Origin of the sequence: Algicola sagamiensis DSM 14643, assembly GCF_000374485.1 — a bacterium.
Classification (GTDB): domain Bacteria; phylum Pseudomonadota; class Gammaproteobacteria; order Enterobacterales; family Alteromonadaceae; genus Algicola; species Algicola sagamiensis.
The window spans coordinates 27,651-52,979 of record NZ_KB894491.1; the positions used below are offsets into that span (position 1 = coordinate 27,651).

Genomic DNA, 25,329 nt, shown 5'->3' on the forward strand with positions numbered 1-25,329 from the left:
GCTTCCTCAAGCGATATTTCAGAGATATCTTCTACAAGTGAAGCATCAAGGTCATCATCTGCATCCGATTCGAGCTCCACAACCAGCTCTTCCTCATCCGGTGCTAAATCTGACTCCCCACCTTCTGATAGCAGTTCATCTAAGTCTAAGTCAGAACTTTCATCAACAGAGGCATCATCTTCAGACAACGCACTATCTAAATCAACATCAAGGCTTTCTTCATCCGATGCGTCTAAATCCAGTTCAATTTCATCTAAATCTTGTGCTAAGTCACCGTCACCAGCTAAATCATGATCCCCTTCCTCCATCAGGTCATCAATGTTTGTTTCAACCATGATTTCTTCTGGAGAATCATCCTCTAAACTGTCAGAATCTGAATCCATTTCAGGAACTAAATCAACGGAATCCTCTTCAAGTGATCCTAAATCGTCATCACCATCGAGCAGGTCATCAAGTGTATCGTCTTCAAAACTTTCCTCTTCAAGAAGATCGTCCAGAGAGTCATCTTCTGGCAGATCTAATGAATCCTCACCTAAATCAAACCCATCATCCACATCAAGCTGAATGGCATCAGAGTCATCCGCTAAATCGTCTTCAGCTGAGTCACCAATGCCCATATCAAAATCATCTTCCGGCATATCCGGCTCTAGTGGCATGCTCTTTTCAGCAACGGCTGGTGCAGCTTCTGGCATTGCAAATTCAGGCTCTTCTTCTTGACGTTTTCTACGTTTTAAGAAGAAGACAAGCATTAAAATAGCGATTAAGGCAGGAACCACGCCTAGCGCAATCTGGACAGCTAGGTTTTCTGAAGCAAGTTTTTTGAATTGATTAAAAGCCGTATTGAGTTCTTCTTCCTGTAAAGCAATTTGCTTTTCCTGTTTTTCAAGAATTTCTTTTGTTGCATCTTTTATTTTGTCGAATTCCTCAGTGCCTTCATCAAGGCGCTTGTCAATGTCAGTAATTTTATCCGTGACGTCTTTTAACTGGCCTTTGAGCTGCTCATTTTCATCTTTAATCGCTTTCACTGTGCCAGCAGCATCAACAACTTTATCTTTGATTTCATCAAAACGAGCTTTCTGATTTTCTTTAATGTCTACTAGCTTCGTTTTTATCTCTTTCTTAACATTTTCGATGTCAGCGACTTTCGCAGATTTAGACTTAGTGCGTTTCTCAATAGACTTTGCGGGAACACCTTTACCATGGACAATCGAACTCCAGTCAGATTCGTCCTCATCTGCACGTAAACGCGCTTCTTCTGGGTTAATTTGATTGATTTCGTCAAGAGAAGGAATAACCAGCATCGAACCAACTTTAATATGGTTCAAGTTATTATCTGCAAAGGCGTGTGGGTTTTTCTTAAATAGAGCCACCATCATTTGATAGACAGTTACTCTTGTATTTGGTCGTGTACTCTTCGCAATACTCCATAGTGTATGCGTTTCATCTATCGGTCCAAAATTCTTACCTCGTTGAAGGTGATCAGTCCCCTTCGGCCCACGTAATTGTATTTTTTGTTCTTCCGCAACGAGGTGCGCAGACGCTAAAATCGTTGTGAAAATGATTGCTGATAAAACAACCCCGATACGTCCCATGGATCGTCCTTACTTTTCGTTGAAAATTCGTAACTTGCAAACTGTGTTCCAATGTTACAACTATAAACTACTTAGCATAGATTATCTATGCTGTAAGGACGCGTGCTGCATCATTTGCAGCACGAAACAATAAATTAGTAGTAACTTTGGATTAACTCTTCGGCAATTTGGATACTATTCGTTGCAGCACCCTTCCTCACATTATCGGCAACAACCCATAAATTTAAACCATTCGGATGAGAAATATCGTTACGAACTCGGCCTACATAAACGTCATCTTGCCCACTTGCATGACTGACCTGTGTCGGAAAGTCTTGATCATCTTCCAATAAAACAATGCCTGGCGCATCACGCAAAAGTGATTTTGCGAATTCCGCATCAATAGGCGATCGGGTTTCAATATGAATTGCTTCAGCATGACCATAAAATACAGGAACGCGAACTGCTGTTGGATTGACACGAATAGTTTCATCTCCCATGATTTTATGGGTTTCCCAAACCATCTTCATTTCTTCACGGGTGTATCCGTTGTCTTGGAATGTATCGATCTGAGGGATCACATTAAATGCAATTTGATGAGAAAAAACCTCTGGCTCAGAAGGTTTACCTGATAATAAAGCAGTTGTCTGATTAGCAAGCTCTTCTTGTGCTGACTTTCCAGCCCCACTCACAGACTGATAAGTACAAACATTGATTCGCTCAATTCCCGCTGCTTCATGAATTGGCTTCAATGCAACCAACATCTGAATCGTTGAGCAATTCGGATTTGCAATGATATTTCGGTTTCGATAATTCTCAAGCTCATACGCATTCACTTCCGGTACAACCAAAGGAATGTCTGGTTCATAGCGGAATTGGGATGTATTGTCGATAACAATTACACCCGCTTCTGCAGCGATGGGTGCATACTTTTTTGAGACACTCCCACCTGCTGAGAAAAATGCGATATCAACCTGAGACCAATCAAATGTGTCTACATCAATCACTGTGATATCTTGACTCTTGAATTGGACAGTCCCACCTGCGCTTCTAGAGCTTGCGAGTGGGTAGAGCGTCGCAACAGGAAACTCTCTTTCTTCAAGTATTTCAATCAAGTGCTGACCGACGAGACCGGTAGCACCAAGAACAGCGATGTTGAACTGGCGTGACATTTTGCCTTGATCCTTATAAAACTGTGAAACCTAATGCTGATAAAACGTGCTTTGAATCTTGATCAGCAATATTGATGGGCAGAACGCTCAACTCTCGGCGCTCTGGATAGTGCTTACGCAACCAATCAAACCCTTTCTCATTGAATAGACGTCTAAACATAACATCATCTCGACGGACATCATAGACAAGATGAACAAATTTTCTGACCGTTTCCCAAGTCATCGGATGACCGATATGGATTTCTTCAAATGGTGATGCTGGTAGAAAGGAAGAAAACGGCTGTTCGAGGGTGATTTTTTCATGTTGGGAAAGCCACTGAGCCAGCTGGTAAGTCCCTTTTGCCTTTCCTTCCAAGCTATATCCGGCGATATGTGCCGTGGCAATTTGCGTGAAAGGGATAAGTTCCTCAAGTATTTTTGGTTCACCTTGCCAAACATCCAGTACAAGTGGCATCTTTCTGCCTCCTTGCTTTGCTCGAAGCAGCGCTTGGTTATCGATAACATCACCTCTGGATGCGTTCATGATCACCGCATTCGGTTTCATGATTGCTAATTGTTCATCAGAAAGCATTTGATACGTTGTGAACTTCCCTTCTTTGGTGAGAGGAACATGAAAGGTCACACAGTCTGATTGGGATAACAAAGTTGCGTAATCAACCCACTCACCCAATACTGGGTCGGGTTCTACCAATGGATCACACAGCAGGCAGCGAACATTCAACGCTTTGAGCATTGATGCAACCTGGCGACCTATATTCCCAATACCAACGATCCCAATCGTTTTATCTCTTAACTGCCACCCTTCACTTTCTTCAATGTGACACAATGCAGAGAGAATGTAATCTGCGACAGACTTAGCATTACAGCCAGGTGCACTTGAGAATAAAATTTCTTTTTTAGCAAGAAGGAACTGATCAACATGGTCAGTACCGATCGTTGCCGTCCCCACATACTTCAGACAATTTGCATGCTCAAGAAGAGACGCGTTGACTTGGGTAATACTTCGGATAAGCAGTGTATCTATATCTTTGAGTTGGTTAGGCTTCAATTCTCTCCCTGGGAAGGATGTAACTTGACCAAATGGGTGCAACATCTGAGCTGCATAGGGGATATTTTCATCCACCAATATTTGCATGGTGACTTCTTCACATCAACTTGAAATGGTCATTCCATTCTACGGAAACTTGATAAGGAAAGAAATCTCAAGAAGACGTTAAATAGATTTCAGGATATGATTGATGTTACATTACATTTTCTTAAGGCTTGTGTGTGAAAAGGCGACTCATCTCATTATTATTTCTGCCGTTTTATACTTATTCTGTAGGGAAGGATCCGTGTCAGTTACCGACATTGAAGGTTATTTCACAACAAGAGCTCACCTTTGCAACTACTTTTGATAAGCCAGCTGTGTATCATCAATCTACAAAGATAGCGAAAGTCATTGTCCCCATTAAAGAGATGATCACCATTATCAATCTTAATAAATCCCAACATCCACAATATCTGCGAAAAGCCGATGCGTATTTGATTCAACGCTTATCAAATATAAAAAAAGATGAGTTGATTCAAGATAAAGATCTGACAAAGCCTGTTGACCCACTCAATACACAAGAGTTAACAAACGCTATTTATGCAGGTACCATCATGGATAACACGCTCAGAGAAGCGATTTACCTGAAAAAGGCATTCATTGCATATAAAAACCAGCCTCTCAAAGAAGGTGTAGGTAAACAACTACATGGCATCTATCGTAAGCCATTTGGAGATACTGGGAAAGTCATGAAAACCGTTGTTGAGTACAAAGGTAAAGTCTTATTTCACACATGTGAATTACAGTGATCAACATGAAAATTTAAAACAATGCGCTCATACATTGAGTCATTGAGCGCATTGCCATTGCTTTTATGGTTGGTCGATTAGCCTTTGTACTTTTCAAAGACCAAGGTCGCGTTTGTTCCACCAAAACCAAAACTGTTACTCATCACACGATTTAAGTCTGCCACTTGTGTTTCTGTCACCAAAGGTAAACTTTGTGCTTTTTCATCACGAGTTTCAACATTAATTGATGGTGCAATAAAACCATGTTGCATCATCAGAAGACTATAAATTGCTTCATGAACACCTGCTGCACCAAGCGCATGACCCGTCATTGACTTTGTAGCACTCAATGGTGGGGCTTGATCACCAAAGACTTCTTTGATTGCCTCAAGCTCTTTGACATCACCCACTGGAGTACTTGTACCGTGCGTATTGATGTAATCAATCTGCTGCTCATTCATTGCCATTTGCATACAACGAACAGCACCTTCACCACTTGGTGCAACCATATCAAGACCATCTGAAGTTGCACCATACCCCGTGATTTCTGCATAGATTGTCGCGCCACGCGCAAGAGCGTGTTCTAATTCTTCAACAACGAGGATGCCACCACCACCAGAGATAACAAAACCATCACGATCTGTATCATACGTCCGCGAGGCTTTTTCTGGTGTTTCATTATATTTTGTGGAGAGTGCACCCATCGCATCAAACTCCATACCAAGCGTCCAGTGAAGCTCTTCACCACCACCTGCAAAAATGATGTCCTGTTTGCCGAGTTGAATCTGCTCTACGGCATGCCCAATACAATGCGCACTTGTCGCACAAGCGCTACTGATCGAGTAGTTCACACCCTTGATCTTGAAGGGTGTTGCAAGACATGCTGAGCAGGTACTCGACATTGTACGCGGGACCATATATGGACCAACACGCTTAACATTCTTCTCTCTTAGGATGTCGGCAGCTTCAACTTGGTTCTTTGAGGAAGCGCCACCAGAACCAACAACTAAACCAGTCCGTGGGTTTGAAACCTGGGCTTCCGAAAGTCCAGCATCTTCGATCGCTTGTTGCATCGCAATATAGGCATAAGCTGCTGCATCACCCATGAAACGCATTGCTTTTCGATCAATATGATCCGCTGGATCCAGTTTAATGTTTCCCCAAACCTGACTGCGTAATTTATATTCCGCAAATTCTTCAGAGGCAGTAATACCCGACTTTCCTTGTTTCAGACTGTTGAGTACTTCTTCCACGTTGTTACCGATACTGGAGACAATCCCCATACCAGTGATGACGGCTCTTTTAGTCATCGCGCATTTCCTATCTTTCTAAGATTGCTCTATTGTATGCTGATTTGTATTGAAAAGTGGTCTGCTTTTATCGACTTCATGATTTCTTAACGTAAAATACGTCACCATAATGAAGTAAGTTAATGGCTTTCCTGTGACAAATACGGCAAAAATTCACTTTAATGATAACGGCACACCTGTTTCCGAGCTGTTCGATGACGTTTATTTCTCGAATGAAAATGGTCTCGCAGAATCTCTGTATGTTTTCTTTCAAAATAACCAGCTACCAGAACGTTGGGATCATCACAGTGCACGATCGTTTGTTATTGCAGAGTCAGGATTTGGTACAGGATTGAATTTCCTTGCCACTTGGCAACAATGGTTACAATACTCAGCTCCAAAACCAAAGCTTCATTTTATTTCATTTGAAAAATTCCCACTGCAAAAAAATGATCTATCGAGTGCCCTTGCCCATTGGCCGCAACTTAAATCAATGGCAGAGTCACTCATCGAACAATATCCACCCGCACTTCCTGGCTTCCACCGAATGGTCTTTGAAGAAGGAAATATCACACTCGATCTTTGGATTGGCGATATCCACGATGGCTTAGCACAGCTAATCACCACAAATGAAGGCCTAGTAGATGCCTGGTATCTGGATGGCTTTGCACCGAGTAAAAATAAGGATATGTGGACACCTGAGCTTTTTTCAGCCATGGCAGCACTTGGCAAATCGAATTGTACTTTTGCAACGTTTACAGCAGCAGGCTTCGTACGCCGGGGCCTTCAGGAAGTTGGATTTGAGGTCAAAAAAACCAAAGGCTTTGGGAACAAACGCGATATGAGCGTAGGTCAGCTGACAAATAAACCCACCTATCAAACACTACCTCACTATTATCAAGCCAAAAGTGGTACTCCAATTTCCATCACTGACCAAGTTGCAATTATTGGCGGCGGAATTGCTGGCGCATGTATCGCTGACAAACTCACCCAAAAAGGCATACAATGTACATTATTTTGCAAAGATGACCTTGCGCAAGGCGCCTCAAGTAATAGACAAGGCGCAGTATATCCGCTGCTACAAGCACAGTGGAATTGTGCAAGTGAATTTTATAGTCATGCATTTTTAACTGCGACCCGTTACTACAAAGGACTTCATGCTGAAGGATATTCATTTGCACATGACTGGTGTGGTGTTTTGCAAGTTGGCTTCTCTGATGAAGCAAACCGTCGACAAAAGAAGATTATTCAATCTGAGCAATACCCTGACACGATTGTACACCCCATGCTGAATCAGGAAATCATCGAAAAAACGGGATTTATCTGTCACTATGATGGCTTGTTTTATCCAGAAGGTGGTTGGGTCAATCCACCAACATTGATTCGCGCAATCATTGATCGTGCGCAATCAACAAACCTGTTGCAGATTCGAGTAAAAGACCAAGTAGAACAACTCATCCAATTAACAAACGGATGGCAAGTGAACACATCAGCAAGTGAAGCATCATTTGATTATGTGATCCTCTGTACCGGCGCATATCCGCAGATATTATCTGAAGAACAACAGCTACCGATTCGCCCAGTACAAGGGCAAGTGTCTTATGTCCAATCCAATCAAAATATCGCTCAATTAAAGACGGTACTGTGTTATAAGGGATATATGACCCCAAGCTTTGACAATATCCATTGTATTGGCGCAACATTTAACAAGCAGAACTTAGATTTTGAAGTCACCGAGCGGGCACATCAGGAAAATATCGGCTTGTTCACCCAATCATTTACGACATTCCATGAAAATGATATGAAGATTCACTCGGGGAATACCCGCCTACGTGCAACCACATCCGATCACCTCCCCATGGTTGGTATTCACCCCGATGTCCCAAAGCAGCAAATACAGTATGCTGATCTGCACCAAGACACAAAAAAGCATAACCAAGAACCGCCTGCTCACTTACCAAGGTTATTCACTCTGAATGGTTTAGGTGCCCGTGGATTATGCAGCGCGCCACTTTGTGCAGATATTCTTGTTGCTCAACTCACCCATTCTCCATTCCCTGTTTCTAAGGATGTCTACTGTGCTGTCACTCCGAATCGTTTCGTGATCCGAAAAATGCGAAAAAAACCAGAACACAGGAAATAGCAAAATTATTTTAGAATACAAAAACAAGAATTTATAGCTATATATTTCAATGTAGCCCTCGAAGAATTTAATAAAATAGCATTATTGAAATCTGTACAAGCCAAGTATAAGAAGGAAAGTTATCGCACATTAATCACTTTTGGGTTTCACTTTTTTTTCGGTACTTCATTTCTTCATCCATTGGAGGAAGAAAGTAATCAATGAGTTGTGGCAGGAGCAAACGGAATATGACCAAGCAAAGCAGAAAGCCGATAACAGCGATGATGACATACAAAAATAGAGACATGTTTACCATGACGATTGCTCAATTCCTTAGCAAAAGTATAAGCTCAATACCCGTGAAGTTCGACTTTGAAGTAATCAATAAAACCAGTCAACATTGAACTAGGTCCATACCACTAGTACAGCCAAAAATATCTGGACAACAATCCCACCATCAATCTGCTGTCCAGTAAACAGTTCCCAGTTAACTGACAGGATAAGGTTTATCTACTCTGATTTAGTCTGCTAAGCTGCCATTGCAAAGCAAATATGAAGAAAAAGCACCATCGGGTGAATATACTCATTTTCTTTTGCCTAGGTTTCAATGTACACATACTTAATAACATGTTTATTCAAAATAATGCCCAATCAAATGCATTGGTGCATCATAAGCACCAATCAAATTTTGTGATCATTATCGTAAAATAGAGGCCTAGCCTCTACCCGCCATTGAGAGTAAAAAGATTCAGAAATCAGAATTAACCTCTTCTTTATATTCTTTTCTATACTTACCCATATCGGAAGCTGTCATTATTTTGGCTGCTTTCTAACAAATTCCTCATTACTCAGGGAATGCGTCATGAAGAAAATGGTTGTCCTCATCATTGACGATGTGGATTACACGAGGCAGCTTTTGCGCAACAGTATTTTACATATGAACGCAGAAGGGTGTTTTACGTGTACGCAATTTCGCATTCTTCAGGCATCAGTCGGATCTGAGGCTTTGGATACAATCCGTAATCGAGAGGTGGACTTGATCTTTCTTGACATTGAATTACCCGATATGAATGGCATTGACATCCTACGCGAGATGAAAACTGAGAAGCCAGAGTTACACATTGTCATGTTAAGTGGCGAATGCACATCGGACAATGTCAGAGATAGCATTGCAGCGGGCGCTTCTGGTTTTATTGCAAAGCCTTTTTCCGGTGAAAAAGTGTGCGCAGCAATCAAAAACTTTGAAAAGAGCCATAAAAAATTATCCTGGAGTAACCTATGAAAGGAATAGTTTTCTCAGAGTTTCTCGAAATGATTGAGAATCAATTTTCCCTAAATTTACATCATCAGGTTCTGCGCGAATGCCAGTTCGATCATGATGGCGTTTATACCCCAGTTGGAACATACCCCTACGAAGAATTTCTTGCCATGGCAGATGTGGTGTCAAGGGAAACCAACATCGATCAGCAAAAACTCATCCATGTGTATGGTGAGTACTTGTTTAGTCGATTTGTAGAGCTTTATCCTGAGTTTTTTGAGAACATGGAGCACCCTTTTGACTTTCTTGAGTCGGTAGATAAGCGTATACGACCCAGTATGAATCAGGTTTATCCCGATGCGGACTTCCCTGCCTTACCCTGCCGGAGGCTCGATGAAAAAGTACTCGAAATCCAATATAAATCCGTTGGTCCACTGATGGAGCTTGCATATGGACTCGTCCAAGCCACTTTGGAATACTTCCGCTACGAGTCCAGTATTGAAGTCGATGATAAGTCAACAACAGGTGATCATACAGATGTGACATTTACGATCCGTTTGGAATAGCACTTAAAACTACAAAATATGCCTGAGGGCGCTATTCTTAATAGCATACGGATCATTAGGTGAACAACAGATTCTGTTTGACGATAAAAAAAGGCGCAGAGAGTAGCGCGTCTTGTAAAGAATATGTTATTGTTAAACATATTTGATGTTTTTTCTAATACATTGAACTGTATAGACAAAAATGTTCGCCGTTTAATTTAGCTAAAAGATGCAACGATGAAGAAATTAACAGCAATTTTATTAAGCCTCGGCATCATGATGTTCTCAAGCGCATCCAATGCAGAACAGTTTGAAGGTATAGAACTACCGGATGACTTCCAAACGTCAGCAACTTTAGCGGGACAATACCCTGCCGTCCTGAGTGGATTTCTTAAAATGCCGATCATGAGTGTTCTCGATTACTTCAAAGAGGGTATGGGCGATCCAGAGTTCAATGAGGAACAATTCAGTTACTATCACTTGTACTATACCGTGAATGAGAAGAAAGTACGTATAATTGTGTCAGACCAAGCTGAGGGCTGGACACAAGTTGATATCATGGTGATGGAACAGCAATAACTTTTCGAAAAGAATTTCTGAATGGATGGCGAAGAGCACTACTTCGCCATTTTAATCACGACTCTCCGGTTAATATTTCTTCCTAGTATTGTTTTATTTGATTCTGCGTGTCGCTTCTCACCAAATGCTTCGACTTGGATCACACCGTCTTCAACGCCCATTGATGCAAAATAGTCTTTGATTTTATTCGCACGCTTTTTCGAAAGCTGTAAGTTGTGCCAACGACCACCATAACTGTCGGAGTATGACTGGATCACGACTTCGCGGATCTTTGGATCATTTTTGACATACTCACCAATCATATTCAAGCGTTCTTTCGACTCTAATGTGAGCTCATCACTATTTGAAATATAATTCAGTACAGTAAACGAAATGTCTTCAAAGCCAAATGGAAGCAGGTTTTTCAAACAAGACAGAAATTCAAAATAAGCATCTCGGAAGTTCATCGATGAGAGGCCCACCGCAATATGATCTCGCTTGTTATACCAATCAGAGTAATAAAATGTAGGCTGCAGCCCTTGCTCAAGGTCTGTTAGCAAGACCCAGGCTTTTTCCATTTCCAACTCACCATTAAATTGCTTCATGAGTGGCATATTTGCAACATGTTCATCTGCAATACCAGGTCTCCAATTTGGTGCAATGGAAGCAACCGACGACACTTTATAGTTGGAAGGTAAGCGAAGCATATCTAATTCAAAATTCAGGTTTTCTTCTTTTCCAGCTTTACTTGTGAAAGTTGCTTTGCCGTAATGGGGGATTTCGTGCTGTAAAGAGCACTGTAGGCGCGTCAGGTTTTCATATTGCCATATCGAAGAATCAAGCTCCGCCTGATAATAACGAACACCTGCTGCCACAGGTGTCACTACAAATAGACTTCCAACAAGGGCACACCATGTCTTCATCACGGCCTCCTTATTCATACACCTTCTTTTTAACTGCTTCACTACGCGATACCTTTTTCATTCCTACTTAGTCAAGACACGCACGCATTTCTTTGTGCTCCGTTCTTTGTAATAATAGCGATAGCTGTATTAATTACTTTATAGAATCAAAACTATCTTATGTCAGACCAAGAACAAACTCTTTTTGCTAAACGTTTTCGAGGTTACTTTCCTATCGTTATCGACACGGAAACCGCAGGCTTTAATGCAAAAACAGATGCATTGCTAGAAATTGCAGCTGTGACATTGAAAATGGATGACCAAGGGATGCTTTCTCCCAATGAAAAAATTCATTTCCATATCGAGCCATTCGAAGGCGCAAATATTGAGAAATCCGCAATCGAGTTTAATGGGATTGACCCTTTTAGTGCACTCCGCGGCGCTGTGCCAGAAAAAGAAGCACTCAAAGAAATTTTTAAAGTCGCGAGAAAAGGCCAAAAGGATGCAGGTTGTCAGCGTTGTGTCATGGTCGCACATAATGCCGCATTTGATATGGGATTCCTCAATGCTGCAACTGAGCGAAGCAATATTAAGCGCTCCCCGTTCCACCCATTCGTCTCATTCGATACAACATCTTTATCAGGTCTTGCGCTAGGTCAAACGGTGCTCGCAAAAGCCTGTCAAGCTGCTCAAATCGACTTTGATAACCATCAAGCTCACTCTGCTTTGTATGATACTGAGAAAACCGCTGAGCTTTTCTGTCATATCGTCAATCGCTGGCAATCACTTGGTGGTTGGCCACTTATCGAAGCAGGAACAGAGGATGAAAACGAGCGATCATCATGATCGCTCACGCATCAGTGAAAGTTATCTCTGCTGCTTTAGTACCTGCGCAATTGTTTTCACTAACTCAGGGCCTTGATAAATAAACCCTGTATAAACTTGCACTAAAGAAGCACCAGCATCCAGCTTTTCCGTCGCACTTTCTGCTGAATCAATACCACCAACACCAATAATGGGGAGTCTTCCTTCGGTCAGTTCACGCAGACGCCTGATCACCTGAGTGCTCTTCTCACGAACGGGTGCACCACTAAGCCCTCCTTGCTCTTGTGCATGTTCCATCCCTTCCACCATGCTTCGATCAAGCGTCGTATTGGTCGCGATCACACCGTCCATTTCAGATTTCATTAGTGCATCTGCTACCTGTGATACGCCCACTTCATCCATATCTGGCGCAATTTTGACAAAGATTGGAACCTGTTTTCCATGCTTTGCAGATAGGTCTAGCTGCTCATTTCGGACTGCACTTAGCAAGTCATCAAGTGACTCTCCAAATTGAAGATCGCGCAGCCCTGGTGTATTTGGCGAGCTGATATTTACAGTGACATAACTTGCATGGGTAAATACTTTTCTTAAGCAATGAATATAGTCATCCTTGCCTTTTTCGTTCGGGGTATCTTTATTTTTCCCGATGTTAATCCCTAATGGTCCTTGGAAACGTGATTGTTTTACCTGCTCAACCAGATAATCCACGCCCTTGTTATTGAACCCCATCCGATTAATAATCGCATTCGCTTCTGGGAGGCGGAACATTCTTGGCTTATCATTCCCTAACTGAGGTCTTGGTGTAACGGTCCCAACTTCTATAAAGCCAAACCCCATCGCCGCAAAAGCATCAATGCACTCTGCATTCTTATCTAATCCGGCTGCAAGGCCGATTGGGTTTTTGAACTGTATCCCACAGACTTCCGTTGGGATATTCGGCACACATTGACGCCACAACAAGTCAACGGGTGTAGAAGCAAAGCGGCTTAAATTCTTAATCGCTAAATCATGTGACCATTCAGGGTCGCAGCGAAACAACCCTGCACGAACTAAATCATAAAGCATTATTTTTTCTCAAAAAAACCCCGGAAAAACCGGGGTCTTGGATTCAAAAGATCATTACATTGCGTTATCACAGTGATGACTGAGAAGCATCAGCTCTCGAAGTGCCACTGAGAATTTCGCGAATTCATGTGTTTGCGTTGTCTTAAACTCTGCAAGCATATGATGCCAGCGTTCAAGCACTTCCAAGTTATCGGCAACCCAAGCATCAATCATATCTGTTGCTGTCTTCGATTCAATCTTCTGACGAAGAAGGACAGAAGTCAGCGCGCGCTGCTGCCAATCCAACTCTTCGCGGTAAGATGCACGAGCAAGTGCCTGCCAGTGGTTTGATACAGGCTGATGATTGATTTGATCAAGGAACCAATGTAGACCCAGCTTCGCACCCAACTTGAAGTAAGTTTCTGCGACCAATTGGATCTTCTCATTTTCTGTATCAGCAACTTGTGCAATATCCATCACTGAGAATAATGTACTCAATAAAGCAATCCGCGTTGCGATTGGCTTCGGTACAGACTCTCTGGCCAATTCTTGAGAGACTGATTCGAGTTGATCCTTTTCTTCTGGGTCAAGGTACTTCAAGACATTCTTGCTTAAATCAGCAAAGGCTGCTTTGAAGCTATTCACTGTTTCTTCAATACCAAGTGATTTATTGCGATGACGCAAGAACCAACGTGTTGCACGACGTACCGTTCTTCTCAATTGGAAAAGCATTTCTGTCTGTACAATCGATGGGATCTTGTTATCCAACTCCGCGATTTCATTCCAAACTTGATGCAGTTCAAAGATTTCGCGTGCCATTGCATAACATACGACAACTTCACTCATTGGTGCGCCTGTTTCTTCGCGCATCCGCTCAACGAAATTGAGGCCCATGTCATTCACGATATCATTTGCCAACTGTGTAGCAATGATTTCTGCACGCAATGGGTGTGCTTCCATTGCATCACTGAATTTATCTTGCAATAGTGGTGGAAATGCACCAATCAGCAAACGCTTGAAGTATGGTAGTTCAGTGATTTCTGGAGAAACCAATTCTTCCTTCAATACCATTTTCGCATAGGCAACAAGGACTGAAAGCTCCGGCCGAGTCAAACCTTTCCCATCAGCTAGGCGATCAGAAAGTTCTTCATCCGATGGAAGAAACTCCAACTCACGATCCAATTTACCCGCTTTTTCTAATGCGTGAATGAATCGAATTTGCTCTTTCAGCTGCTGTGGTCCGCGCAATGCTGTAATAGAGATGGTATGTGTCTGGCGATAACAATCTTCCAATACGATCTTAGAAACGTCATCAGTCATATCATAAAGTAAAGCATTACGTTGCTTCACTGTGATATCACCTTCCGCGACAAGACTGTTCAACAATATTTTGATGTTGACTTCGTTGTCCGAACAATCAACACCACCAACGTTATCAATGAAGTCTGTGTTTGCACGACCACCGTTCGCGGCATACTCAATTCGACCAAGCTGTGTTGCGCCGAGATTACCCCCTTCACCAAAGATCTTCGCCTTTAGCTCATGGCCATCAATTCGTACGGGATCATTCGCACGATCACCAGCGTCTGCATGGGATTCGTTCGCGGCTTTGATGTATGTTCCGATACCGCCATTCCAAAGCAGGTCAACAGGCATTTTCAAAATTGATTTGATTAACTCGTTGGGAGTCATGCTCGACTTTTGAGTCCCAAGCGCCCTCTTCATTTGTGGCGTTAGCTTAATTGACTTCAAGCTACGACTGAAGATACCACCACCTTCAGAAATCAATTTACTGTTGTAATCTTCCCAACTGGAACGCGGCAATTTGAATAGTCTGTCACGCTCAGCATACGATGTTTTTGCATCTGGCTCTGGGTCAAAGAAAATGTGCATGTGGTTAAATGCAGCAACAAGGCGCGTATGCTTCGATAGCAACATTCCGTTACCAAATACATCACCAGCCATGTCACCAACAGCCACTGCGGTAAAATCTACATTCTGGCAATCAATACCGATTTCGCGGAAATGGCGTTTAACAGATTCCCAAGCACCACGGGCGGTAATCCCCATTTTCTTATGGTCATAACCGATACTCCCACCAGAAGCGAATGCATCACCTAACCAGAAGTTATATTCCCCTGCGATTTCGTTCGCGATATCAGAGAACGTCGCCGTCCCTTTATCCGCAGCAACAACGAGATACGGGTCATCGTCATCGTGACGAACCACTAACTCAGGGTATACCACTTCGCCATGAACAATATTATCAGTGATATCGAGAAGACCACGGATGAATGTACGGTAACACTCTTTACCTGCCTCGAAGAAGGCATCACGATCACCAGAAGTTGGTAGTTGTTTACCAACGAAGCCACCTTTTGAGCCCACAGGAACAATAACAGTGTTCTTCACCTGTTGAGCTTTTACAAGGCCTAAAACCTCCGTACGGAAGTCTTCACGTCGGTCAGACCAACGCAATCCACCACGGGCAACCTTACCACCACGTAAGTGAACACCCTCAACCTTCGGAGAATAAACAAAGATTTCATATTTCGGTAATGGAAGCGGCGCATCCGGGATCATTTCTGGCTGAACCTTGAAAGAGATATAGTCTTTCAATTGCCCATCAGCATCAACCTGGAAGTAGTTCGTTCTGAGCGTTGCATTCATCATGTCTAAATACATGCGAATGATACGGTCATCATCCAGATTCGCGACATGCTCAAGCTCTTCTGTCACTTGCGCAATGATTTTTTCAACCGCTTTTTCGGAATATTTTCCTTTTGGCGAGAACTTCTTATTGAATAATTTGACGAGCAATTCTGCGATATGCGGATATTTATCGAATGTATCTTCGATGTAGCTCTGTGAGAACGTACTACCCAATTGACGTGCGTATTTCGCATATGACCTTAAGATTGAAGCCTCGCGGCCAGAAAGGCCCGCACCAAGGACTAGACGGTTAAAGCCATCGTCTTCAAGGTGGTTAAACCAAACGTCTGCAAACGCTTCTTGGAAACGCTGTTGACATTCTTCAAGTTTTAACGGCTTGCTGCCTTTGAAGATCATGGAAAATCCAAGCAGCCAGTCAACCCGGTTTTCACCCACTTTGACCGCATATGGTGTCTCACCAATCACCCGCAGACCAAAGTTCTCTAGCATTGGGAGTACATCAGATAGGTGTAGTGGCTCATCTTTATGGAACAAGTTAAAGTGGACATGCTTCTCGTCCTGCTCTTCTTGAGGACGATAGAAAAGCATCTCCAGGTTCTTTTCATCACAAAGTCGTTCCAGTTTTTCAATATCGACGACTGCAGAGGAAGGAAGCACTGCCTCTTTATATGCTCGAGGGAATCCAAGCGCATATTTACGCGTTAACGCTTTTCCTTTTGCCTCACCAAATGAACCAAGAAGCGCATCTTCAAGCTTATCTTCCCACGTTCTGGCTGCTTCAATCAGGTTTCTTTCTATATCTTTCACGTTAATTGTCTGGTTGCTGTCTTTCGTCCGCACGATATAGTGTGTTCTCGCAAGGACAGACTCAGAGAAGAATGTGGTAAATTCAACATCACTATCACTGTTGAATTCCCGCTGTAAGATACGCTGTGTTTCTTTTCGCAGCGCAGTGTTATAACGTTCACGTGGCACAAAGACCATACATGAGTAAAAACGCCCGAATACATCCTTACGAATGAATACGCGTGTCATATCGCGCTCTTGCATTTGCAAGACACCAAGTGCAACACCAAGCAGCTCTTTCTCAGACGCCTGGATCAACTCATCACGAGGGTAATTTTCAAGAATATTTAACAGCGCTTTATATGAATGGGTACCATTTGCAAAAGCACTTGCCTTCATGATCCGCTCAAGTTTGTTCTTGAGCAATGGAATATTTCCGGCACTATTGTTATAGAAACTTGCAGAATAAAGACCAATGAAGCGATCTTCGCCAATCACGTTTCCTTTATCATCAAAACGCTTGATCCCCACATAATCAATATGAGCTGGGCGATGAACCCGTGATTTAGTATTTGTTTTTGTTAAAACTAAAACACTGGAGCTGAGTGCTTCATGGCGGGCGGATTCAGTTAGCTTCGATAAAAACTTCGCTTTTGAAGGAATATTTTTGAGTAGCCCTAAACTGGTCCCTTCAACTGCTTTCAGCTGATAATCACCTTTCACAGCATCAATTTCATATTGACGGTAGCCCATCAAGGTAAAGTTGTGATCTGCGATCCACTTGAGGAAATCAACAGACTCTTTCACTTCTTCTTTTGATGTCGATGGCGTGCGCTTTGGTAAACCACTGATGATCTCTTCAAGCTTCTGCTGCATCAGAGGCCAATCATCAACAGACAGAACAATATCTTTCATGACAGAATGAAGTTCTTCTGTAAGTGCATCGAGTGCAGTTTGTTCCGTCTGACGGTCGATTTCAATCAGAAAGACCGTTTGACTCACTGCATCTTTCTTTCTCGAAGAAGGAGAAAGGATCTCTTTCACTTTGTTGCTCTTGTCTCGCAACAGCTTGAGTGGTGTATGCAACAACAAATGTGATGCTATCCCTACTCGATTTAAAGCCATTCGAACAGAATCAACTAAGAATGGCATATCTTTCACAACAATCTCGATGATTGTATGAGAAGACTCCCAACCATGCTTCGATAACTCAGGGTTAAACACCCTGATTTTCGCATCTGTATCACCACATCCGTAAAGCGTATTCCAAAGGCTCAGCACAGCACCGTATAAATCACTGTCTGTTCGGTTGGTTAAATCTTCACGAGAAATATTACTGAATAATTCGGAGGAAAAATCTGCGACCAGTTCGGCCTGATCATTTTTGACTTTCTGATTAATGAGTCTTTTGACATTTTCCAGGAGAACGGGAGGTTGACCGTCGTTAAGTGCCATATGTCGTTCCTATTTCATCACCCGACCCGAGAGGGACTTTTTTATTATATAGAGCTTAGATTAACAGCCGGAGTTTATTAATATTTGGCAACTATTTCGAGTACTTTTTTCAGCTTTTTTTCTGGCCAGACGAGTTCATTCCATTAAAAGTAGTAATTTATGCAATAAATGGTGAGAAAGCGCATTAAAAATACACCCTCACACCATCTTTATTCATAAAATTGACTAACGCCTTTGTTCCTTATTTTTGGGCCAAAGCACTGCTGCAATTGCGGGTAGCATCACAATTGCTCCCAACATGTTCACAATAAACATAAATGTCAGGAGAATTCCCATATCCATCTGAAATTTCAATGTTGAAAATACCCACGTACTTACACCAATTGCCAGAGTAATCCCCGTAAATAGCACTGCACCCCCACGTTCACGTAAAGCAATGAGGTATGCCTGCGGAATTGGCATGCCATCTCTGATCTGTTGACTCATACTAGAAAGAATATAAATTCCATAGTCAACACCAATCCCCACACCTAGTGCGATGACAGGCAGCGTGAAAACAGTTAACCCGATTTCCAGTTTCGTCATCAATGCCTGAGCCAGTGTCGAGACAATAAAGAGTGGGATAATGACAGATATTGTTGCGCGAACAGAACGGAAGCTCAGCAAACACAATGCAATGACTGCACCATAGACATAAAGCATCATCGGTATTTGCGCTGAACTCACAACTTCATTGGTCGCCGCCATCACACCAACCGGCCCAGAAGCAAGTTTGAATTGCACTTTTCCAGAATCTAAAACTTTGCTTGCTTCTTTCGCTGCCTTTACAACGCGCTCGATTGTTTCTGCCTTATGATCTTCCAAAAAGACAAGGATCGGCATGACACTACAATCCCGATTTAATAGACCCGAACTTGTTTCTATCCGAGAAGTCGCCTGAGCCAATGTTTGTTCATTCCTCGGCAGTACACGCCATTTCGGGTTGCCTTCATTAAATGCCGCATTAAATAGTTTAGAAATTGATGCTAAGCTGACCGTCGACTGCACCCCTTCAACATTCGCCATACGCCATTGGAATTGATCAACCAGTGTCATCACAGAAAAATCTGTACATGACTGAGGTTCAGCCTCGGCAATCACACTAATAATATCAGTCGTGATTGCAAACTTATCTGTAATCAGGAATGTATCTTTGTTATATCTCGAATACTCATGCAACGGTGCCGCTCCTGCATGTAAATCACCAATCTTCATGTCCAAAGAACGAATAAACCCAAAGACAAAACCAACAATCATGATGACGATGATCACTTTTGACGCAGTCGGCCTAGCAAACAACGCAAAGAAGCGCCAAACTTCTTCTGCGAGCTGACTTGGACGAGAAACCCTGTCTTTATATTTCTGTGAGAAATTGACATAAGACATCAGCACAGGCAATAGAATCAAGTTTGTGAAGATGATAATTGCCACACCAAGACTTGCCGTAATTGCCAGCTCCCGAATAATCCCGATATCGATTGCAAGCAGGGTGATAAAGCCAACAGTGTCAGAAAGCAGTGCTACGCCGCCTGGCAATAATAAACGTCGGAAGCTACTCTGTGCTGCATCTTTAGAAGACTTCCCTTCTGCAACTTGCTTACCGACAGCATTGATCATTTGGACACCATGACTGACACCAATGGCAAAGATCAAGAAAGGCACCAATATTGACATCGGGTCGATACCAAAACCGAGTGTCGTCAATAACCCCATTTGCCATATCACAGCAACAAGAGAGCAAGTTATCGGTAATAATGTCAGTAATATATTTCTAGAAAAGAAAAAAACCATCAAGGCTGTGATGCCGATTGCGATTGCAAAAAAGACCAAGACATTCTTTGCACCATTCGCTACATCACCAATCATTTTTGCAAAACCGATGATATGGATAGTGACACTTTTGTCTTCAAATGTACCTCGGATTTTCTGCTCTACTGTATTTGCAAACGTGATCGTATCAAGTTTTTCACCTGTAGTCGGGTTGACTTCAAGTAATTGTGCCGTCACCATGGCACACTTAAAGTCAGAGGAAACCATCCGACCGATAATCCCTGCTTTTTCTATATTGGAACGAACGATAGAAAGCCCGTCATAATCCGGCTTAAAGTCTGCCGGGATAACCGGACCTCCAGCAAAACCATCTTCAACGACTTCAACAAAGCGAGTACCAGGTGAAAATAATGACTTTACTTGGGATTTATTGACACCTGGGATCTGTACCATTTCATCATGAACACTTTTTAAACGATTAAAAAAGCGCTTATTGAATATATCACTTCGTTTATCACACAAGGCAACAAGGATATTATTCGCACCACCCAGATCTTCTCGATGCTTCAGATAAGTCTGCATGTAGGAGTGGTTGAGAGGAATGTTTTTCATAAAGCCCGCATCAAGCTTGATTTGTGTCGCTTGATACAGGAAAAACAAGGAAAGGAGGGTGAAGATCCCGAGTACCGCACTTCGGTGTCGGAAAATAGCCACTTCAAATGTATTCACAAAACCTGTTATATTCATACTTACAATGCGCCAGCTTCTATGACCTTGATACCTGCTTCAGTCACCAAGATTAATTTGTTTTTATGTGGAACTGCATTTACGATTGCCTCTCCACCATCAAGTGGTACGGAACGAAACGTCTTTCCGTCGTCTGTGCTCACCATAATTGCGCCACCATTTCCAACAAGGACGAGCCGCCCAAACTGATCTTCCAAAACACTATTAATCGTCGAAGTGCTTTTACTATTAACACGGTGCCAACTCTCACCATGATCATCACTTTTAAAAATCGTTCCTCGCAATCCCACTGCAAGCAAACTACTTCGTTGTGTTCGAATTAAATCAAAAAACGATCCAATATAAACTGTTGGTAATTTGATCCAGCTTCGACCCATATCATTGCTTTTGGAAAGCATGCCGTTTTCACCGGTCATGAACAGCGTAACACCATCTGCATATATTCGATTAAAGTGGACCAAAATAAAGCGTCGCTCATTTTCATAAGCTTCTTCGTCATCTAAACGTAAATCTTTTAAGTAAAACTGGTCATCTTCAGAAAGAAACTCTTCATGAAATTCCTCAGACCAAGTTGCACCACCATCTTCAGTACGAAAGAAAAGGCCATAAGCCCCGATTGCGATCCCTTCCTTACCATTTCGGAAGTACACATCAAGAAATGGTTTTTCTAAGTCAGGAAGGTATAATTGACGGAACCATGTTTTTCCACCATCGCTGGTATGAATAATTGTGGCATGGTGCCCAACAGCCCAACCTCTGCGATTATCAATGAAGTGAACTGCGGTCAAGTTCGAAGAAACTGGCACCTCTGATTGAACCCATTTTTCACCGTCTTCAGAAACAATCACATGGCCACGTTCACCGACTGCAACGATATTGCGATTGGGTAACTTCACAATATCTGTGAGTAGAGATTTCTCGACCAGCTTTGCCTTAAATGCTGCCAAATCACCGCTGGCAATTGCTACAATACTCCAGAGTGACAGAATGATAGGAACAAATAGCTTTTTCATTTCAACCCTATTCAGAGTAACACCAACTTCGAGAAGAAGCGGCTAACATAAGCTAACCGCCTCGAATGATTAACGTCGACCTTCTCGTCTCAACTGGGCTGGCGTAAAAACTCTCTTTTTAAAATTCAATGAGAAGTCATACATTTTTTCTTCATTATCCAAACCAATGGCCAGATAGCGACGAGAATTCAGATCATGGTACACCTCAAGCGTGCTCCAATGTGTTGGGATCTCGTAGTAATTCAAACCATGAGCAAATGCAACACGATAAAGGTCATTCCGGTTATCATAAAGATCTGCTGCGTGTATCTGCCAACTATCTTCATCAATAAAGAATATACGCTTATTGTAAACATGTCGCATTCCTGGCTTCAATGTTGCTTCAACCACCCAAACACGATGTTTTTCCCATCGAACATACTCTGGATTGATATGCCCTGCCTTTAGAATGTCCTTATACTTTAATTTATCACTGTGTAACTTATATGAGTTATAAGGAATATAGACTTCTTTTTTCCCCATAAGCTTCCAGTTATAGCGATCTGGTGAGCCATTGAACATATCAAAATCATCCGTTGTTCTTAGACCATCGGAAGCTGTACCCGGTGCATCATAAGCAACATTTGGCGCTCTCCGAACACGACGTTGGCCCGCATTATACGTCCAAGCCTGTCGGGGTGTTTTTATCTGGTCCATTGTTTCATGAACAAGCAGTGCAGTCCCAGCTAATCGTGCAGGTTGCGTGACTTTTTGCTTAAAGCGGAAAAGAACATTGTCTTTCTGGAGCGTTTCTGGTGAAGCATTTGGATTTGAATACTCAAACATAATGCTTTCATCAAATCCGATATAGGTAAAATCACCAGATGAAGTTGGCGCAGCCTGCCCACCAAAGCGTTTTCCTGCAACGCCACGATAGCGAACAATATGGTTCCAAATCGCTTCCAATCCATTTTGCGGTATCGGGAAAGGAATTCCAACGGCAGCATTTCGAATACCATTTCCGCCTTCGACCAGTTCAGAACGTGTTGCATTCTTTAAAGTCGCATCATAGACATACTTGGGATATGAAGCTGAACGGCGAGTCTTATAAATATGCATTTTGAAAGTCTTGGGGTAGGTTTTCAACAATGCAGATTCACCGGGCGTCAGAAACTTCTGATAGCTAGAAGCATTTTGTGCCGTAATTGTAAAAAGCGGCTTATCCGATGCAAAAGGATCTGGGTGGTGCATCCCCTTCTTATATTCCGCAGGTGGTTTTGTTACCCCTCCCTCCCAAGCAGGAATGGACCCATCTGCATTTGCGGCTTGTTCAGCACCAAAAGGTGTTAGCGTTTTTCCTAGTTTTTGTGCTTCTTCTTGAGAAACTCTTGCCAAGGTACTGTAGCTCGACAGTGCGATCGTAACCGCAGTTGTGAACAGGGCAATCTTTTTCATTTTGAATTTATCCCCTTAAATTGAGTACTTGATGCTGAATGACACATAATCCCTATCCTCAATGGTGTTTGTCGATCCAACACCACCCCAGAATGCATTATAGGCAAAATCTGCAGATAAGCGGCTTTGATAACTAAAACTAAATGTCATCCCAAGCGACTGCCGATCTTCCACAAATAAGAAAATAGGATCAGGAGAAATACCATTCACATCATGTGAAAAAACGAGACGGGATTTTAAATTGATCCCAGAAAAAATATTGTTATTTTCTGTCTGTGTGACGAAGCGATAACCCCATGATGAAGCATTCGGGAATGGGTTCTGTTCAAAGCCGTCTTGAATCGTCAAACCTAAACCTTCTTTGCCTGCAAGGCCGCCATTTCTGTCCGTTCCTGGGCCATTTAGTCGCATTTCAGAATGTTGTGGCATATCCAGAATATGAAGAAAACCAACTTCTCCAAATAAGCTCAAATTATCAAAGAAGCCAACCGGCCCAAATACATGGGATAAATTGACCGCAGCTTGCACAGAGTCCTTCAAGATAAAACCATTTGCAGTCTCACCAGGAAGCACATTTCTTCCATTCAATTTAAGCTGTGATAACCCTTCCAGTGCTCTGACTGATGAGTCTGGAGAAATGCCACCTTCAGCCAAGTAATCAGAATTAGCCAATTGCTCAGGAACGGCTGCGTATAGAAGCTCTACATCATCTGCCTGTAAAGGTTCATCCTGGCGATAAACAAGTTCACCAGCCATCGCAGATTCACCAACAGGTGTATTAAAGCTTACACCAAATAGTTTGATATCTTCCGGATAGGATAAAGTTGCTTTTGAGTAAACTTCTAAATCACTGATCGTATCCTCTGTCACTAAGCCACGTTCAAGCTTTTGCAAATCACGAATCATCGCTGCGGTGTTAAAATTGGACGTTGTGCCTGAAATAAGTGGACGCCGACTATGGTAATTCATGTAATAAAAACCAAGCTCAGTATCATTCCACTCTGGTAGTAATATTCCAAATTTAAAACCATACTGCCCACCATCTTTTGGCTCAGTCACGCCATCTTTTGGACGTAATGTTGTTTTTCTACCAAATAAAACATATTTATCCAGCGTAGAAGAGAGCGCTGCTCCAATTTGTTTTTTGCGGGTTTCTGATGTTGCACTATTGAGGTATTCATCAATCAGTGCTTTTTGGGATGCATCAATTCCAGAGCCAAATGCATTGACCTGAGAAATCAAAAACGGCAGGTTCATATCTGGGTGCTGAGCAAAGGAAATTTGGACATTATTCTTATATCCTCCTTTTCCAGCAAAATCATTGGTTGAAAAGTAGCTTCCCGGCACTGGAAGCTGGGTTTCTTCCCATTGGTACTGATAGAAAGTTTCTATCGTGATGTCTTCCGTTGCACCGACAGAGACAAAGACCATCCCCGTTGGAATAAATGCTTCTTTTAATTCTGATCCTGGTGCTTTTAAACGTGCAATATCAACAGGGGAAATATTAATCCCGTGAGAGATAAGGTTTGCCTCACCCCAGGCAAGTACCTGATTCCCCACACGAACCGTAACAGGGATCGCATTTTCACCAAATTCAAAGTCACCATAAAGATAACCATCAAGTAACCGAATATCTCGACAAACTAGATCTTTGGCTTCTTCGTCCTCACATGGCCCCGTCCCTGCATCAACAGGTGCAGATGACTGTGAAGCAACCATGTTCTGGTGAGGCCTTTCTTCATCCATCAGTTCAAAGTCATAGAAATACATGAACCGAATAAATGCCCCACCCGTAAACTCACCACTTGGTGCAGAATATTTGAAGTCGAGATCATGTACCCCTTTAAACAACTTGGAAAATGTTTCACTGGGATCGTAATTCAAGTTTCCGTTGTCACCATTGGTTGAATAACTACCTGTCTGATCCCAAACAAATGCCGAGTCATATCTTGGTGTCTCAGTGATCTGATAATCACTCCAGTCAAGCTCTGCGTTATTACTTTTACCAACTCGTGCTGACATATCGCGATTTTCAACCCGCCAACTCGCTCCCACTGAAAAGGTGGAATCAAATGTCAGATCAAAATCGCCGAAGTTGAAACTTGCGGATAAAACCGGTTGAGATGTTAGCGTCAAAAGAGCGGAGGTAATACCGACGGCAATCGGGTTTTTAGTGAATTTGCTGCTTAGCCCTTTGCTCATATTTTATTGTCTCCCCTGTCCCTGTACAGGTGATTGTTCTGCAATGATAACGTATTGTCAGGGCGTGTTTGTGTTTTTGAACTGCCCTATTTTTTATTTCTAGCGA

General features: G+C 42.5%; 18 protein-coding genes. 6 read left to right on the forward strand and 12 right to left on the reverse strand.

Going from position 1 to position 25,329, the window contains the following annotated elements; all coding sequences use genetic code 11:
- The 3 genes from C505_RS20930 to C505_RS0100140 all read right to left on the reverse strand — a co-directional run.
- Window positions 1-1,592 (reverse strand): FimV/HubP family polar landmark protein (locus C505_RS20930; RefSeq protein WP_040438987.1); only part of this gene is annotated, 1,592 nt, incomplete at its 3' end.
- Between the two features lie 134 nt (window positions 1,593-1,726).
- Window positions 1,727-2,743 (reverse strand): aspartate-semialdehyde dehydrogenase, encoded by a 1,017-nt coding sequence (locus C505_RS0100135; RefSeq protein WP_018690561.1) that lies wholly within the window; start codon window positions 2,741-2,743, stop codon window positions 1,727-1,729.
- Window positions 2,744-2,756: 13 nt separating this feature from the next.
- Window positions 2,757-3,878, reverse strand: coding sequence for a 4-phosphoerythronate dehydrogenase (locus tag C505_RS0100140; RefSeq protein WP_018690562.1), 1,122 nt, complete (start codon window positions 3,876-3,878; stop codon window positions 2,757-2,759).
- Window positions 3,879-4,012: 134 nt separating this feature from the next.
- On the opposite strand from C505_RS0100140, the gene C505_RS0100145 reads away from it, so the two are divergent.
- Window positions 4,013-4,582: a hypothetical protein gene (locus C505_RS0100145; protein ID WP_018690563.1), complete on the forward strand. Its 570-nt coding sequence runs from the start codon at window positions 4,013-4,015 to the stop codon at window positions 4,580-4,582.
- Window positions 4,583-4,659: 77 nt separating this feature from the next.
- Here C505_RS0100145 and fabB read toward each other — a convergent pair whose 3' ends face one another.
- The gene (gene fabB, locus C505_RS0100150; protein ID WP_018690564.1) at window positions 4,660-5,871 is read right to left on the reverse strand and encodes a beta-ketoacyl-ACP synthase I; all 1,212 of its coding nucleotides are present in this window, start codon (window positions 5,869-5,871) and stop codon (window positions 4,660-4,662) included.
- Between the two features lie 133 nt (window positions 5,872-6,004).
- Here fabB and mnmC point away from each other — a divergent pair, with 133 nt between their 5' ends.
- Window positions 6,005-7,993: a bifunctional tRNA (5-methylaminomethyl-2-thiouridine)(34)-methyltransferase MnmD/FAD-dependent 5-carboxymethylaminomethyl-2-thiouridine(34) oxidoreductase MnmC gene (gene mnmC, locus C505_RS0100155; protein ID WP_018690565.1), complete on the forward strand. Its 1,989-nt coding sequence runs from the start codon at window positions 6,005-6,007 to the stop codon at window positions 7,991-7,993.
- Between the two features lie 133 nt (window positions 7,994-8,126).
- On the opposite strand, the gene C505_RS24165 is transcribed toward mnmC, so the two are convergent.
- Entirely contained in the window at window positions 8,127-8,288 is a 162-nt protein-coding gene (locus C505_RS24165; protein WP_018690566.1) for a hypothetical protein, read from the reverse strand.
- Between the two features lie 546 nt (window positions 8,289-8,834).
- Here C505_RS24165 and C505_RS0100165 point away from each other — a divergent pair.
- The 3 genes from C505_RS0100165 (at window position 8,835) to C505_RS0100175 (ending at window position 10,354) form a co-directional block, all read left to right on the forward strand.
- Window positions 8,835-9,254, forward strand: a complete 420-nt coding sequence (locus tag C505_RS0100165) for a response regulator (protein ID WP_026317612.1) — start codon at window positions 8,835-8,837, stop codon at window positions 9,252-9,254.
- Entirely contained in the window at window positions 9,251-9,796 is a 546-nt protein-coding gene (locus C505_RS0100170; RefSeq protein ID WP_018690568.1) for a heme NO-binding domain-containing protein, read from the forward strand. Before C505_RS0100165 ends, C505_RS0100170 begins: the two co-directional genes overlap by 4 nt.
- Before the next feature lie 216 nt (window positions 9,797-10,012).
- Complete coding sequence (locus C505_RS0100175; protein ID WP_018690569.1) at window positions 10,013-10,354, forward strand: hypothetical protein; 342 nt, start codon at window positions 10,013-10,015, stop codon at window positions 10,352-10,354.
- A 38-nt stretch (window positions 10,355-10,392) separates the two neighbouring features.
- Here C505_RS0100175 and C505_RS0100180 read toward each other — a convergent pair whose 3' ends face one another.
- The gene (locus C505_RS0100180) at window positions 10,393-11,256 is read right to left on the reverse strand and encodes a flagellar protein MotY (protein ID WP_026317613.1); all 864 of its coding nucleotides are present in this window, start codon (window positions 11,254-11,256) and stop codon (window positions 10,393-10,395) included.
- Between the two features lie 159 nt (window positions 11,257-11,415).
- Here C505_RS0100180 and rnt point away from each other — a divergent pair, with 159 nt between their 5' ends.
- Complete coding sequence (gene rnt, locus C505_RS0100185; RefSeq protein WP_018690571.1) at window positions 11,416-12,081, forward strand: ribonuclease T; 666 nt, start codon at window positions 11,416-11,418, stop codon at window positions 12,079-12,081.
- A 21-nt stretch (window positions 12,082-12,102) separates the two neighbouring features.
- Here rnt and pyrD read toward each other — a convergent pair whose 3' ends face one another.
- From pyrD to C505_RS0100215, 6 genes are all read right to left on the reverse strand, one after another.
- Window positions 12,103-13,125: a quinone-dependent dihydroorotate dehydrogenase gene (pyrD, locus tag C505_RS0100190; RefSeq protein WP_018690572.1), complete on the reverse strand. Its 1,023-nt coding sequence runs from the start codon at window positions 13,123-13,125 to the stop codon at window positions 12,103-12,105.
- Window positions 13,126-13,179: 54 nt separating this feature from the next.
- On the reverse strand, window positions 13,180-18,018 hold the full coding sequence (locus tag C505_RS0100195; protein WP_018690573.1) for an NAD-glutamate dehydrogenase: 4,839 nt from the start codon (window positions 18,016-18,018) through the stop codon (window positions 13,180-13,182).
- Window positions 18,019-18,243: 225 nt separating this feature from the next.
- Window positions 18,244-20,574, reverse strand: a complete 2,331-nt coding sequence (locus C505_RS0100200) for an efflux RND transporter permease subunit (RefSeq protein WP_018690574.1) — start codon at window positions 20,572-20,574, stop codon at window positions 18,244-18,246.
- 2 nt (window positions 20,575-20,576) lie between these two features.
- Window positions 20,577-21,587: a WD40/YVTN/BNR-like repeat-containing protein gene (locus tag C505_RS0100205; RefSeq protein WP_018690575.1), complete on the reverse strand. Its 1,011-nt coding sequence runs from the start codon at window positions 21,585-21,587 to the stop codon at window positions 20,577-20,579.
- A gap of 69 nt (window positions 21,588-21,656) precedes the next feature.
- A complete protein-coding gene (locus tag C505_RS0100210; RefSeq protein WP_018690576.1) occupies window positions 21,657-23,021 on the reverse strand; it encodes a DUF1329 domain-containing protein in 1,365 nt (454 codons plus the stop codon).
- Window positions 23,022-23,036: 15 nt separating this feature from the next.
- Window positions 23,037-25,223, reverse strand: a complete 2,187-nt coding sequence (locus C505_RS0100215; RefSeq protein WP_018690577.1) for a DUF1302 domain-containing protein — start codon at window positions 25,221-25,223, stop codon at window positions 23,037-23,039.
- Window positions 25,224-25,329 lie beyond the last annotated feature (106 nt).

Excerpts from the sequence above, each read along its gene's own strand:
- C505_RS0100170 (WP_018690568.1), top strand. The coding sequence starts at position 9,251 with ATGAAAGGAATAGTTTTCTCAGAGTTTCTCGAAATGATTGAGAATCAA.
- rnt (WP_018690571.1), top strand. The coding sequence starts at position 11,416 with ATGTCAGACCAAGAACAAACTCTTTTTGCTAAACGTTTTCGAGGTTAC.
- fabB (WP_018690564.1), bottom strand. The coding sequence starts at position 5,871 with ATGACTAAAAGAGCCGTCATCACTGGTATGGGGATTGTCTCCAGTATC.
- C505_RS0100195 (WP_018690573.1), bottom strand. The coding sequence starts at position 18,018 with ATGGCACTTAACGACGGTCAACCTCCCGTTCTCCTGGAAAATGTCAAA.
- C505_RS0100200 (WP_018690574.1), bottom strand. The coding sequence starts at position 20,574 with ATGAATATAACAGGTTTTGTGAATACATTTGAAGTGGCTATTTTCCGA.
- C505_RS24165 (WP_018690566.1), bottom strand. The coding sequence starts at position 8,288 with ATGGTAAACATGTCTCTATTTTTGTATGTCATCATCGCTGTTATCGGC.
- C505_RS0100215 (WP_018690577.1), bottom strand. The coding sequence starts at position 25,223 with ATGAGCAAAGGGCTAAGCAGCAAATTCACTAAAAACCCGATTGCCGTC.
- C505_RS0100205 (WP_018690575.1), bottom strand. The coding sequence starts at position 21,587 with ATGAAAAAGCTATTTGTTCCTATCATTCTGTCACTCTGGAGTATTGTA.
- C505_RS0100180 (WP_026317613.1), bottom strand. The coding sequence starts at position 11,256 with ATGAAGACATGGTGTGCCCTTGTTGGAAGTCTATTTGTAGTGACACCT.
- C505_RS0100210 (WP_018690576.1), bottom strand. The coding sequence starts at position 23,021 with ATGAAAAAGATTGCCCTGTTCACAACTGCGGTTACGATCGCACTGTCG.
- C505_RS0100165 (WP_026317612.1), top strand. The coding sequence starts at position 8,835 with ATGAAGAAAATGGTTGTCCTCATCATTGACGATGTGGATTACACGAGG.
- pyrD (WP_018690572.1), bottom strand. The coding sequence starts at position 13,125 with ATGCTTTATGATTTAGTTCGTGCAGGGTTGTTTCGCTGCGACCCTGAA.
- C505_RS0100175 (WP_018690569.1), top strand. The coding sequence starts at position 10,013 with ATGAAGAAATTAACAGCAATTTTATTAAGCCTCGGCATCATGATGTTC.
- C505_RS0100135 (WP_018690561.1), bottom strand. The coding sequence starts at position 2,743 with ATGTCACGCCAGTTCAACATCGCTGTTCTTGGTGCTACCGGTCTCGTC.
- C505_RS0100140 (WP_018690562.1), bottom strand. The coding sequence starts at position 3,878 with ATGCAAATATTGGTGGATGAAAATATCCCCTATGCAGCTCAGATGTTG.